The following is a 12,760-nucleotide window of genomic DNA, read 5'->3' on the forward strand; positions in this document are numbered from 1 at the left end:
ACGTCGCCGGACGGCCCCCGCATTCTCATCCCCAAGCGCGGCGATCCAAGATCGCCAACCGATACACCTCATGCCGGGACGGGCTCACCGGGGGACGAGTACGGATGACCCGTCCGTCGGACGGTCCGGGAGCCCAGTGCGGGGCCGGAGGCTCCCGCTGGGAACCCGGGCAGCGGCTCAGCGCGGCAGGAGACGGCACCTGGCCGCGGTGGAGCGCGGAAGCGCGACCTCAGGCATGGTCCCCGCCGCGGAGCTGGCTGACCACGTGCGGGAGCAGGGGGCCGAGGACCGCCAGCCCGTCCCGCACGCCCCCGGTGGACCCGGGGAGGTTGACGATCAGCGTGCGCCCGGCGACGCCGGCGATCCCGCGGGACAGCACCGAGGTGGGCACCTCCTGCTCACCCGCGCGGCGCACCGCCTCAGCGATGCCGGGGGCCTCCCGCTCGAGCACCGCGCGGGTCGCCTCCGGGGTGACGTCGGTGGGCGACAGCCCGGTCCCGCCGGTGGTCAGCACCACGTCGGCGCCGGACGCGACGGCCTCGCGCAGCACCTCCTCGAGCCGCCCGAGGTCGTCGGGCCGCACGTGCGGGCCGTCGACGGAGAAACCGAGCGCGCGCAGGCCCTCGGCCAGCACCTGGCCGCTGCGGTCGGCGTACACGCCGGCCGCGGCCCGGTTGGAGGCGGTGACGACGACCGCACGGGGATCGGGGGGCAGCTCAGCCACGGGTCCAGTCCCCGCTCTTGCCGCCGCTCTTGGCCACCAGCCGCACGTCGGTGATCGAGGCCCGCGGGTCCACCGCCTTGACCATGTCGATCATGGTGAGCCCTGCGACGGTGACCGCGGTGAGCGCCTCCATCTCCACGCCGGTGCGGTCGGCGGTGCGGGCGGTGGCGGTGATCTCCACGGCCTCGTCGGTGACCTCCAGGTCGACGGTCACGCCGTGCAGCGCGATCGGGTGGCACAGCGGCACCAGGTCCGGCGTCCGCTTCGCGCCGGCGATGCCCGCGATCCGGGCCACGGCGATCGCGTCGCCCTTGGGCACCCCGCGGCCGCGCAGCAGGGCGACCACCTCCGGGCCGACCAGCACCCGGCCGGCCGCCGTCGCGACCCGGGCGGTCACCGGCTTGGCGGTGACGTCGACCATCCGGGCGGCACCGGTCTCGTCGACGTGGGTCAGCCGGGCATCGGTCATTGCAGGGCTCCTTCGATCAGGACGACGGTCACCTCGGCGCCCGCGGGCAGCTCGGTGACGTCCTCGGGGACGACGACCAGGCAGTTCGCCCGCGCCAGGTGGGCGACCAGGTGTGATCCGGGCCCGCCGACCTGCGAGACCTCGCCGGCGTCGAAGCGCCCGCGCAGGAACTGGCGCCGGCCTTCCGGGGAGCGCAGCGGGGCGGTGAGCCGGGCGGTGCTGCGCAGCCGCTCGGGGGACGCGTGCCCGAGGGCGCGGCGCAGCGCCGGGCGCACGAACACCTCGAAGGACACGAACGCGCTCACCGGGTTGCCCGGCAGCGTCACCACCGGGACGCCGTCCACGGTGCCGGCGCCCTGCGGGCCGCCCGGCTGCATCGCGACCTTGCCGAACTCCACCGTGCCCAGGACACCGAGGGCGTCCTTGACCACCTCGTAGGCCCCCGCGCTGACCCCGCCGCTGGTGACCAGCAGGTCGGCGGTGGGCAGCTCCGCCCGGATCGCGGTCAGGAACTGGTCGACGTCGTCGGGCACGAAGTGCAGCGTGCGCGCCTCGCCTCCGGCGTCGGTCACCGCGGCCGCGAGCAGGACCGAGTTCGACTCGTAGATCTGCCCGGGCAGCAGCGGGCGGCCCGGCTCGACGAGCTCGCTGCCGGTGGAGAGCACCAGCACCCGGGGCCGGCGCCGGACCGGCACCTCGGCGTGGCCCACGGCCGCGGCCAGGCCCAGCTGCGCGGCGCCCAGCGGGGTGCCGGCGGGCAGGGCCAGCTGCCCGGTGCGGATGTCCTCCCCGGTGTGGCGCAGGTGGGTGCCGACGGCGGGTGAGCCGGTGATCGTCACCACGCCGGTGCCCGCGTCGGTGCGCTCGACCGGGACGATCACATCCGCGCCCGCGGGCACCGGCGCGCCGGTCATGATCCGGTGCACCGTGCCCGGCGCGAGCGGGGGGACGGAGGTGCGCCCGGCCGGGACGTCCTCGGCCACCGGCAGCCGCACGGGGGCGGCGTCGCTCGCCGTCCCGACCTCGGCGTGCCGGGCGGCGTAGCCGTCCATCGCCGAGTTGGTGAACCCCGGCAGGTCGACCAGCGCGGCCAGGTCGCGGGCCAGCACCCGGCCCGCCGCGGCCCCCACGGGCACCTCTTCGACCGGCAGGGGGCGCAGCAGCGCCGCCACGACCGCCTGGTGTTCCTCGACGCTGCGCACGCGCCCATCCTCACCGATGCTGGTCCGGCGGGCAGGTGCCCCCCGGCGCGCTAGGTTCCCGGGGTACGGAGGAGGAGCGTGGATGAGCGAGATCGACCGCATGCTGGCGGCCAACGAGGTGTGGCTGGACCAGTTCCCGGGGCACCTGCCGGTGGCACCGGCCCGCAAGGTGGCCGTCGTCGCGTGCATGGACTCACGGATGCCGCTGTTCGGCATGCTGGGCCTCGCCGTCGGCGACGCGCACGTCATCCGCAACGCCGGGGGCGTGGTCACCGAGGACACCCTCCGGTCGCTGACCATCTCCCAGCACGTGCTCGGCACCCGGTCGGTGGTGCTCGTGCACCACACCGACTGCGGACTGCAGAAGTCCACCGACGAGGAGGTCGCCGACCTCGTCGAGCGCACCACCGGGCACCGGCCGCCGTGGACCGCGCGCACGTTCACCGACGTGGACGCCGACGTCCGGGAGTCGGTGCGGATCCTGCAGGCGACGCCCTACCTGCTCAGCACCGAGGTGCGCGGGACGGTGTACGACGTGGCGACCGGCCGGCTGCGCGAGGTCCGCTGACAGCTCCGGGAGCATCGCAGCGAGGAACGAGCGAGGAGCGGACCGGAGTGCGGAGGCGGACGCTCGTCACGGTCCGCTGACAGCGGACGTCACGGTCGGCCGACGGCCGGGAGGGCGCCGTCCGGTGGCTGGTATCGTGACCTGCTGGCGCGCGCCGCTGGTTGGTGCACGCGCGTCCGGGGCCTTCCCGACCTGGTCGGGGCCCGCGTCTCCCGTGCTCGGTGAGGCGATCCCACCAGCCGCCCGCCCGACTGACGAAGGACAGTGAGCCTCGTGCGCACGTACAGCCCCAAGCCCGGTGAGATCACCCGGGCCTGGCACGTCATCGACGCCACCGACGTGGTGCTCGGCCGACTCGCCAGCCAGACCGCGCAGCTGCTGCGCGGCAAGCACAAGCCCCAGTTCGCCCCGCACGTGGACGCCGGCGACTTCGTCGTCATCGTCAACGCGGGCAAGGTGGCGCTGACCGGCTCGAAGCGCGACGAGAAGATCGCCTACCGCCACTCCGGGTACCCGGGTGGCCTCCGCCAGACCAAGGTCGGCGACGAGCTCAAGACCCGCCCCGACCGCGTCATCGAGCGCGCCGTCAAGGGGATGCTGCCGCACAACACGCTGGGCCGGCAGATGCTCTCCAAGCTCAAGGTCTACGCCGGGCCCGAGCACCCGCACGCCGCCCAGCAGCCCCAGACCTTCGAGATCAAGCAGGTGGCCCAGTGACCAGCGCACTGACCGTGACCGACGCCGACGGGCGTCCCATCCAGACCGTCGGCCGCCGCAAGGAGGCCATCGTCCGCGTCCGGCTCGTGCCGGGCACCGGCGAGTTCCGCCTCAACGGCCGCACCCTGGAGCAGTACTTCCCGAACAAGGTGCACCAGCAGCTCATCCGCGAGCCGTTCGTGACCCTCGAGAAGGCCGAGCAGTACGACGTCATCGGCCTGCTCAAGGGCGGCGGCGTCACCGGCCAGGCCGGTGCCCTGCGGCTCGCGATCGCGCGCGCGCTCATCCAGGTCGAGGCCGAGGACCGCCCGGCGCTGAAGAAGGCCGGCTTCCTCACCCGTGACCCGCGGGTCAAGGAGCGGAAGAAGTACGGCCTGAAGAAGGCCCGCAAGGCTCCTCAGTACTCCAAGCGCTGACCGGCGCAGCGGCACTCGACCAGTGGGTCGCCTCTTCGGGACCGACGGTGTCCGTGGCCGGGCCAACGCCGACCTGACGCCGGAGCTGGCGCTCTCGGTGGCCCGGGCCGCCGCCAGCGTGCTCGCCGACCGCGACGGGACCTCGCGTCCCGTCGCGGTCGTCGGCCGTGATCCCCGGGCCAGCGGGGAGATGCTCGAGTCGGCCGTGGTCGCCGGGCTGGCCAGCGCCGGCGCCGAGGTGCTCCGGGTCGGCGTGCTGCCCACCCCGGCCGTCGCGCACCTCACCGACCGGACCGGCGCCGACCTCGGCGTCATGATCTCGGCGAGTCACAACCCGATGCCGGACAACGGCATCAAGCTGTTCAGCCGGGGCGGGCACAAGCTGCCCGACGCGGTCGAGGCCGCCATCGAGCGGCGGGTGGCCAGCCCGGACGGCGACGACCACCGGCCCACCGGCGGCGGGATCGGCCGGGTCCGGGACCTTCCCGGCGCCGCCGAGGACTACACCGCGCACGTGCTGTCCGCCCTGCGCGAGCCGCTGCGCGACCTGCGTGTGGTCGTCGACTGCGCGCACGGCGCCGCATTCCGCGCCGCCCCCGAGGTGTACCGCCGCGCGGGCGCCGACGTGCACGTCATCGGTGGCCAGCCCGACGGCTGGAACATCAACGACGGCATCGGCTCCACCCACCTCGGTCCGCTGATCGCCGCCGTCGCCGAGCAGGGCGCCGACATCGGGATCGCGCACGACGGGGACGCCGACCGCTGCCTGGCGGTGACCGCCAAGGGCGACGTCGTCGACGGCGACGGCATCCTCGCCATCTGCGCCCTCGCCCTGCACGAGAGCGGCAACCTCACCGACGACACCGTGGTGGCCACGGTGATGAGCAACCTGGGCTTCCACCACACGATGCGCCAGGCGGGCATCAAGGTGCAGACGACGGCGGTCGGTGACCGCTACGTGCTCGAGGCGTTGCGCTCCCGCGGGCTGTCCCTGGGCGGGGAGCAGAGCGGGCACCTGGTGTTCCGGGACTGGGCCACCACCGGCGACGGCCTGCTCACCGGCCTGGCCCTGCTCTCCCGGATGAGCTCCAGCGGCGCCTCCCTCGCCGAGCTGGCGTCCGTGGTGCGCCGGCTGCCGCAGACCCTGGTCAACGTGCCGGTCAGCGACCGGCTCGCGGTCGTCGAGAGCGACGACGTCGCCCAGGCGGTCAACGCGGTCGAGGCGGAGCTCGGGGACGCCGGGCGGGTGCTGCTGCGCCCCTCGGGCACCGAGCAGCTCGTGCGGGTCATGGTCGAGGCGCCCACCCAGGAGCAGGCGGACGCCGTGGCGGGCCGGCTGGCGGAGGTCGTCGCCGCCACCGGGTGACCGCCGTCCCCCGGCGGCGGGCGGAGGGTCTCCGCGTGCGCCGGTACCATCGGTGCAATGTGCGGCATCGTGGGGTACGTCGGCCCGCAGGACTCACTCGGCGTGGTCCTGGAAGGTCTCCGGAGGCTCGAGTACCGGGGGTATGACTCCGCTGGTGTCGCCGTCCTCGCGGACGGGCAGCTGAGCACGGCCAAGAAGGCCGGCAAGCTCGCCAACCTGGAGAAGCAGCTCGCCGAGGCGGACCTGCCCGCCGCCACGATCGGCATCGGGCACACCCGGTGGGCCACCCACGGCGGCCCGACCGACCGCAATGCGCACCCGCACGTGTCCGCCGACGGTCGGGTGGCGGTCGTCCACAACGGGATCATCGAGAACTTCGTCCCGCTGCGCGCCGAGGTCGAGGCGACCGGCGTGGAGTTCACCTCCGAGACCGACACGGAGGTCGTCGCGCACCTGCTCACCGCGACGTACCGCGCGCTGCCCGCGGGCCCGGACCGGCTGGCCGAGGCGATGCGCGCGGTCAGCCGCCGTCTCGAGGGCGCCTTCACCCTGGTGGCCACGCACGCCGACGAGCCGGACACGATCGTCGCCTCCCGGCGCAACAGCCCCCTGGTGGTCGGCGTCGGGGACGGCGAGTACTTCCTCGGCTCCGACGTCGCCGCGTTCATCGGGCACACCCGCAACGCCCTGGAGCTCGGCCAGGACCAGGTTGTGGAGATCGACCGCACCCGCGGTGCCACCGTCACCGACTTCTCCGGCAACCGGGTCGAGCCCACCGCCTACACCGTCGACTGGGACGCCGCGGCCGCCGAGAAGGGCGGCTACCCCTGGTTCATGCTCAAGGAGATCGCCGAGCAGCCGCGGGCCGTCGCCGACACGCTGCTCGGCCGCCTCGGCGAGTCCGGGGAGCTGGTGCTGGACGAGGTCCGCCTGTCCGACCAGGAGCTGCGCGACATCGACAAGATCTTCGTCGTCGCCTGCGGCACCGCCTTCCACGCCGGTCTGCTCGCCAAGTACGCGATAGAGCACTGGACCCGGATCCCGGTCGAGGTCGAGGTGGCCAGCGAGTTCCGCTACCGCGACCCGGTGCTGGACCGCTCGACGCTCGTCGTGGTCATCAGCCAGTCCGGCGAGACGATGGACTCCCTGATGGCGCTGCGGCACGCCCGGGACCAGAAGGCCCGCGTGCTCGCGATCTGCAACGCCAACGGGTCCACCATCCCGCGCGAGTCCGACGCGGTGCTCTACACCCACGCCGGCCCGGAGGTCGCCGTCGCCTCGACCAAGGGCTTCCTGACCCAGGTCGTCGCCTGCTACCTGGTGGGGCTGTTCCTGGCGCAGGTGCGCGGGGTCAAGTACGCCGACGAGATCGCCGCCATCGTCGACGACCTGCGCGCGCTGCCCGATGCCGTGGCCCGGGTGCTGGAGCAGATGGAGCCGGTGCGCGAACTGGGCCGGTCGCTGGCCGACGCGAACACGATCCTGTTCCTCGGCCGGCATGTCGGCTTCCCGGTCGCGCTGGAGGGTGCGCTCAAGCTCAAGGAGCTGGCCTACATCCACGCGGAGGGCTTCGCCGCCGGGGAGCTGAAGCACGGGCCGATCGCCGTCATCGACCAGGGGACGCCGGTCGTGGTGATCGTGCCCTCACCGCGCACCCGCGAGTCGGTGCACGGGAAGGTGGTCTCGAACATCCAGGAGGTCCGCGCCCGGGGCGCGCGGACGATCGTGATCGCCGAGGACGGCGACGACGACGTGCTGCCCTTCGCCGACCACGTGATCCGGGTGCCACGCACCCCCACCCTGCTCGCGCCGGTGGTCACCACGGTGCCGCTGCAGGTGCTGGCCTGCGAGATCGCCGACACCCGCGGCCTGGACGTCGACCAGCCGCGGAACCTGGCCAAGAGCGTCACGGTGGAATAGCAGGACGACCCCTGCCCCGCGGGCCGTTCCGGTGCGAGCTTGGCAGACTGTCCCGGTGATCATCGGGGTCGGCATCGACGTCTGCCCGGTGGAGCGGTTCGCCGCCTCCCTGGACCGCACACCCGGCCTGCGGGACCGGCTCTTCACCACCGACGAGCAGACCACCCCCTCGGGCGGCCGGCGCACGGGGGAGTCGCTGGCGGCCCGGTTCGCGGCCAAGGAGGCGCTGGCCAAGGCCCTCGGCGCGCCCGGTGACCTGAACTGGCACGACGCCGAGGTGACGGTGGGGGATCGCGGCCGCCCCCACCTCGTCGTCCGGGGCACCGTCGCGCGCCGGGCCGCGGAGCTCGGCGTCACCTGCTGGCACGTGTCACTGAGCCACGACGGGGGCGTCGCGTCGGCCGTGGTGGTCGCGGAGCGCGGGGACACCGCGCCGTGATCGGGCTCTACACCGCCGCCGGGGTGCGGGCCGCCGAGGACGCGGTGCTGGCGGCGGTCCGCGAGGGTGCGCTCATGCAGCGGGCCGCGACCGGCCTGGCCACGATCTGCCTGCAGCTGCTGGGCCGGGCCCACGGCGTCCGGGTGGTCCTCCTGGTGGGTGCGGGCAACAACGGCGGCGACGCGCTCTACGCGGGCGCGTACCTGGCCGCCCGCGGCGCGCAGGTGACCGCCGTCCTGCTCGCCCCGGACCGGGCGCACGCCGGCGGCCTGGTCGCGCTGCGCCGGGCCGGCGGCCGGGTGGCCGACCCCGGGCACTCCGGTCTGGACCGCGCCGACCTGGTCCTGGACGGGATCGTGGGCATCGGCGGCAGCGGTGGACTGCGGGATCCCGCCGCGGCGCTGGTCGCCGAGGCGATCGCCGGGCCCGCGCTGCTCGTGGCGGTCGACGTCCCCAGCGGCGTGGCCGCGGACACCGGTGAGGTGCCCGGCGCCGTCTTCCCCGCCCAGCACACCGTCACCTTCGGAGCGGTGAAGACCGGGCTGGTCGTCGGCGCGGGACGGCAGGCGGCCGGCACGGTGCACCTGGTCGACATCGGGCTGGGCGGGGCGCTCGGGGCGCCGGACGCCCGGCAGCTCACCGACGCCGACGTCGCCGTCCACCTCGACGCCCCGGACCCCGGCGACGACAAGTACTCGCGCGGGGTCGTCGGCATCGTCGCCGGATCGGCCACCTACCCGGGTGCGGGCGTGCTGTGCACCGGGGCCGCGCTGCGCGCCCGGCCGGGGCTGGTCCGCTATGCCGGTACTGCGGCCGAGGGCGTGCGCGCGGCCTGGCCGGAGGCGCTCGTCACCTCCGGGCGGCCGGCGGACGCCGGGCGGGTGCAGGCCTGGGTCGCCGGGCCCGGCATGGGCATCGACGACGACGCCCGCAGCGTGCTGGCCGAGGTGCTGGCCACCGACCTGCCGGTGGTGGTGGACGCCGACGGTCTGACGCTGGTCGCGGCGCAGCCCGAGCTGGTCCGGGAGCGGACCGCGCCCACCGTGCTCACGCCGCACGACCGGGAGTTCGCCCGCGTCCTCGGCGACGAGGTGGGGCCCGACCGGGTCGCCGCCGCCCGCCGTGGCGCCGCGGCCCTGGGCTGCACGGTGCTGCTCAAGGGCGACGCCACCGTCGTCGCCGACGCGGACGGCGCGGCCTACGTCAACGCCACCGGCACCTCCTGGCTGGCCACCGCCGGCACCGGTGACGTGCTCGCGGGGATCCTCGGTGCGCTGCTGGCCACCGGGCTCCCGGCCGCCGAGGCGGCCGCGGTCGCGGCGCACGTGCACGGCCGGGCCGGGCAGCTGGCCGCCGAACGGGGCCCGTTGATCGCCGGGGACCTGGTGCGCGTGCTGCCGGAGACCGTCGGCCGGTTGCGCCGCGGTGGCGCGGCCTGACACCGGTGCCTGGGAGAGTGGTGGTGTGACGTCGTTGGACACCGCACTGCTCCACCGGGCCGAGGTGGTCGTCGACCTGGACGCCATCGCGGCGAACACCGCCGTGCTGCGCGAGCGGGCCGACCGCCCGCTGATGGCGGTGGTCAAGGCCGACGGCTACGGCCACGGCATGGTCCCCGCCGCGCGGGCGGCCCTCGCCGGCGGTGCCGACGCGCTGGGCGTCGCCGTCGTCGAGGAGGCGCTGGCGCTGCGCGCCGCCGGGGTGACCGCCCCGCTGCTGGCCTGGCTGCACGCGCCCGGCGAGGACTTCGCGGCGGCCCTCGCCGCCGACGTGGAGGTCTCGGTCAACGCCGACTGGGGGCTTGCCGAGGTGGTCGCGGCCGCGCGGGAGACCGGCCGGACCGCCCGGCTGCACCTGTTCGCCGACACCGGCCTGTCCCGGGAGGGCGCCACTCCCGCCGACTGGCCGGGCCTGGTGACGGCGGCCGCCCGCGCGCAGGGCGACGGCGACGTCGAGGTGGTCGGGCTGTGGAGCCACATGGCCTACGCCGACGCCCCCACGCACCCGACGATCGGCCGGCAGGTGCGGCTCTTCGAGGAGGCCGTCGACATCGCCCGCGCGGCCGGCCTGACCGGCGCCCGGCGGCACCTGGCCAACTCGGCGGCGACGATCGCGCTGCCGGAGACCTGGTACGACATGGTCCGCCCGGGGGTCGCCGTCTACGGGCTCGACCCGCTCGGCGGCGACCCCGCCGCGTACGGGCTGCGCCCGGCGATGACCGTGCAGGCCCAGGTGGCGCTCACCAAGCGCGTGCCGGCCGGCGCCGGGGTCTCCTACGGCCACACCTACTCCCCGCAGCGGGAGACGACGCTCGCCCTGGTGCCGGTCGGCTACGCCGACGGCGTGCCCCGCGCGGCGGGCAACCGTGCGCCGGTGCTCGCCGCGGGAGCGCAGCGGACCATCGCCGGGCGCGTGTGCATGGACCAGTTCGTGCTCGACGTCGGGGACGACGCCGTGTCGGCCGGCGACCAGGTCGTCCTCTGGGGGCCCGGGGACGGCGGCGAGCCGACCGCCCAGCAGTGGGCCGACGCCGTCGACACGATCCACTACGAGCTGGTGACCCGGATCGGTGGCCGGTTCCGGCGGCGGTACGTCGGCACCGCCGGGGCTGGACGATGACCGCCTACCCGCACCCGCACCGGCCCACCGGGCGCACGGTAGGCATCGTCGGCGCGGCGCTCGGGCTCGCCGCGGCCGGCACCGCGGTGGGGGTCGCGGTCACCCGGGCGGCCACCGCGCGGATCCGGGCCGACCGCATCGCCGGCCGGCTGCCGGAGGTCGAGGGCGTCCCGGAGCGGGAGCTGCGGCAGGACGACCCGCTCGGCCTCGCCTCCCGGCCCGCGGACCGCAGCACGGTCGTGCCGGCCGACGACGGCGTGCTGCTGGCCGTCGAGGAGGTCGGCCCGCTCGACGCGCCGCTGACGGTGGTCCTCGTGCACGGCTACGCGCTGTCGATGGCGTCGTGGACCTTCCAGCGCCGGGACCTCGGCGCGCAGCTCGCCGCCGCCAACGGGCACCGGCCCACGGCGCGGCTGGTGTTCTACGACCAGCGCGGGCACGGCGCCTCCGGCCGCGGGGACGCCGACCACGCCACGATCGAGCAGCTCGCCGCCGACCTGGAGACGGTGCTCGCCGCCCGGGTGCCGACCGGCCCGGTGGTCCTGGTCGGCCACTCGATGGGCGGGATGACCGTGCTGGCGCTGGCCCGCCGCCGTCCCGACCTGTTCGGCTCCCGGATCGCCGGGGTGGCGCTGGTGTCCACCTCCAGCGGCAACCTCGCCGACCTCGACCTCGGCCTGCCCCAGCTGCTCACCCGGGTGCGCGCTGCGGTGCTGCCGGTGGCCGCCTGGACCATGCGGCGCCGCCCGCGGTTCGCCGAGCAGACCCGCCGGGTCGCCAAGGACCTCGTCTCGGCGGCCACCCGGTCCCTGTCGTTCTCCTCCGCCGACGTCGCCCCGGAGCTCGGGCACTACGTCGACGCGATGATCGCCGGGACGCCGGTCGACGTGATCGCCGAGTTCTACCCGGCACTGGTCGGGCTGGACGAGAGCGGCGCACTGGAGCCGCTGCGCCGCGTCCCGGCGCTGGTGCTCACCGGCGACAAGGACAAGCTGATCCCGATGGCACACAGCGAGCTGATCAACGAGCGGCTGGGGACGGCGCAGTTCGTCGTCGTCCCCGACGCCGGCCACCTGGTGCCGCTGGAGCACCCGGAGCAGGTGACCCGCGCGCTGGCCGGGCTCATCCGCCGGGTCGCCGCCGAGCAGCCGGGCCGGACGCCCGGCTGAGCCGTGGCCGGTCCGGAGCCCGCCGCCGGTCGCCGTAGGGTGCTGGCGTGGCCTCTCCGCGACCGTCCCCGCCCCGACCGCCGCGGCTCGACGCGGCCGCCGAGGAGGTCGCCCGCACCGCCGCCGCGGCACCGGACTGGGCCGCGCTGGCCACCGCGGCCAGTGGGTGCCTGGCCTGCCCCGAGCTGGCCGCCGCCCGTCAGCACGTCGTCGTCGGCGACGTCCCGGTCACCGGCCGGCCCCGGCTGGTGCTGGTGGGCGAGGCCCCGGGGGCGACCGAGGACGAGACCGGCCGCCCGTTCGTCGGGCGGTCCGGCGCGCTGCTGGACCAGCTGCTGGCCGAGGCGGGCCTCGACCGCGCCGAGGCCGCCGTGCTGAACGTGGTGAAGTGCCGGCCCCCGGGCAACCGGACACCAAAGGCCGCCGAGGTGACCCGGTGCAGCGGATGGCTGCGCCGGCAGCTGGACCTGCTCGACGCCCGGGTCGTGGTGGCGCTGGGGCTGTCCTCGGCGAAGTGGTTCCTCGGCCCGCGGACCGTGCTCGCCGCCGTCCGCGGCCGCCCGCACGAGGTCGACGGCCGCGCGGTGTGGGCCACCTACCACCCGTCGGCGGCGATCCGGTTCGGCCCCCACGGCGCTCCCCGCGCCGGGCTGCTGGCCGACCTGCAGGCCGTGGCGGACACGCTGTGAGGCGCGAGCACGTACTGCCCATGGTCGCCGACACCCAGGCCCTCGGCCGGGAGCTCGCCGGGGTGCTGCAGCCCGGGGACCTCGTCGTCCTGGCCGGTCCGCTGGGCGCGGGGAAGACGGCGCTCACCCAGGGCATCGGCGCGGGGCTCGGCGTCCCGGGGCCGGTCACCTCGCCCACCTTCGTGCTCGCCCGCGTGCACCGGGGCGGCCGCGTGCCGCTGGTGCACGTGGACGCCTACCGGCTCACCGGCATGGCCGACGTCGATGACCTGGACCTGGACGCCACCACCGAGGAGTCGGTGACGGTCGTCGAGTGGGGCCACGGGCTGGTCGAGCAGCTCGCCGACGAGCACCTCGTGGTCGAGCTGGACCGCCGGGACGACGACGTCCGCACCGCCCGGCTCGTCCCGGTCGGCCCCGGCTGGGAGCGGCGGCTCGACGGCGTGTGACCCGGCGTGGCGC

14 protein-coding genes are annotated in these 12,760 nt (G+C 75.7%); 11 read left to right on the forward strand and 3 right to left on the reverse strand.

Annotation, left to right across the window (positions count from 1 at the left end; all coding sequences use genetic code 11):
• Positions 1 to 229 precede the first annotated feature (229 nt).
• The 3 genes from HK417_RS17980 to moeA are packed head-to-tail and all read right to left on the reverse strand — an operon-like array spanning position 230 to position 2,395.
• Complete coding sequence (locus HK417_RS17980) at positions 230 to 724, reverse strand: MogA/MoaB family molybdenum cofactor biosynthesis protein (RefSeq protein ID WP_222269087.1); 495 nt, start codon at positions 722 to 724, stop codon at positions 230 to 232.
• A complete protein-coding gene (gene moaC / locus HK417_RS17985) occupies positions 717 to 1,193 on the reverse strand; it encodes a cyclic pyranopterin monophosphate synthase MoaC (protein WP_222269090.1) in 477 nt (158 codons plus the stop codon). Before moaC ends, HK417_RS17980 begins: the two co-directional genes overlap by 8 nt.
• On the reverse strand, positions 1,190 to 2,395 hold the full coding sequence (moeA, locus tag HK417_RS17990) for a molybdopterin molybdotransferase MoeA (protein WP_222269093.1): 1,206 nt from the start codon (positions 2,393 to 2,395) through the stop codon (positions 1,190 to 1,192). Before moeA ends, moaC begins: the two co-directional genes overlap by 4 nt.
• Before the next feature lie 82 nt (positions 2,396 to 2,477).
• On the opposite strand from moeA, the gene HK417_RS17995 reads away from it, so the two are divergent.
• The 11 genes from HK417_RS17995 to tsaE all read left to right on the forward strand — a co-directional run bounded on the left by HK417_RS17995 (position 2,478) and on the right by tsaE (position 12,747).
• Positions 2,478 to 2,963, forward strand: a complete 486-nt coding sequence (locus tag HK417_RS17995; RefSeq protein ID WP_222269096.1) for a beta-class carbonic anhydrase — start codon at positions 2,478 to 2,480, stop codon at positions 2,961 to 2,963.
• A gap of 273 nt (positions 2,964 to 3,236) precedes the next feature.
• On the forward strand, positions 3,237 to 3,680 hold the full coding sequence (rplM, locus tag HK417_RS18000; protein WP_222269099.1) for a 50S ribosomal protein L13: 444 nt from the start codon (positions 3,237 to 3,239) through the stop codon (positions 3,678 to 3,680).
• Positions 3,677 to 4,096: a 30S ribosomal protein S9 gene (rpsI, locus tag HK417_RS18005; protein ID WP_368858536.1), complete on the forward strand. Its 420-nt coding sequence runs from the start codon at positions 3,677 to 3,679 to the stop codon at positions 4,094 to 4,096. Before rplM ends, rpsI begins: the two co-directional genes overlap by 4 nt.
• 22 nt (positions 4,097 to 4,118) lie before the next feature.
• Positions 4,119 to 5,462: a phosphoglucosamine mutase gene (gene glmM, locus HK417_RS18010; RefSeq protein ID WP_222269102.1), complete on the forward strand. Its 1,344-nt coding sequence runs from the start codon at positions 4,119 to 4,121 to the stop codon at positions 5,460 to 5,462.
• 57 nt (positions 5,463 to 5,519) lie between these two features.
• Complete coding sequence (glmS, locus tag HK417_RS18015) at positions 5,520 to 7,382, forward strand: glutamine--fructose-6-phosphate transaminase (isomerizing) (protein ID WP_222269106.1); 1,863 nt, start codon at positions 5,520 to 5,522, stop codon at positions 7,380 to 7,382.
• A 55-nt stretch (positions 7,383 to 7,437) separates the two neighbouring features.
• Positions 7,438 to 7,821 (forward strand): holo-ACP synthase, encoded by a 384-nt coding sequence (locus HK417_RS18020; protein WP_222269109.1) that lies wholly within the window; start codon positions 7,438 to 7,440, stop codon positions 7,819 to 7,821.
• Entirely contained in the window at positions 7,818 to 9,260 is a 1,443-nt protein-coding gene (locus tag HK417_RS18025) for an NAD(P)H-hydrate dehydratase (protein WP_222269112.1), read from the forward strand. Before HK417_RS18020 ends, HK417_RS18025 begins: the two co-directional genes overlap by 4 nt.
• 25 nt (positions 9,261 to 9,285) lie before the next feature.
• Positions 9,286 to 10,440 (forward strand): alanine racemase, encoded by a 1,155-nt coding sequence (gene alr, locus HK417_RS18030; protein WP_308123681.1) that lies wholly within the window; start codon positions 9,286 to 9,288, stop codon positions 10,438 to 10,440.
• Positions 10,437 to 11,609 carry an alpha/beta fold hydrolase gene (locus HK417_RS18035; protein WP_222269115.1) on the forward strand — a complete coding sequence of 391 codons (1,173 nt, stop codon included), beginning with the start codon at positions 10,437 to 10,439 and terminating at the stop codon, positions 11,607 to 11,609. Before alr ends, HK417_RS18035 begins: the two co-directional genes overlap by 4 nt.
• Positions 11,610 to 11,656: 47 nt before the next feature.
• Positions 11,657 to 12,298, forward strand: coding sequence for a uracil-DNA glycosylase (locus HK417_RS18040; protein ID WP_222269118.1), 642 nt, complete (start codon positions 11,657 to 11,659; stop codon positions 12,296 to 12,298).
• On the forward strand, positions 12,295 to 12,747 hold the full coding sequence (gene tsaE, locus HK417_RS18045) for a tRNA (adenosine(37)-N6)-threonylcarbamoyltransferase complex ATPase subunit type 1 TsaE (protein WP_222269121.1): 453 nt from the start codon (positions 12,295 to 12,297) through the stop codon (positions 12,745 to 12,747). Before HK417_RS18040 ends, tsaE begins: the two co-directional genes overlap by 4 nt.
• Positions 12,748 to 12,760: the final 13 nt, after the last annotated feature.

The sequence above is a fragment of the Modestobacter marinus genome (assembly GCF_019799945.1).
In the GTDB taxonomy this organism is placed as follows: Bacteria; Actinomycetota; Actinomycetes; order Mycobacteriales; family Geodermatophilaceae; genus Modestobacter; species Modestobacter marinus_B.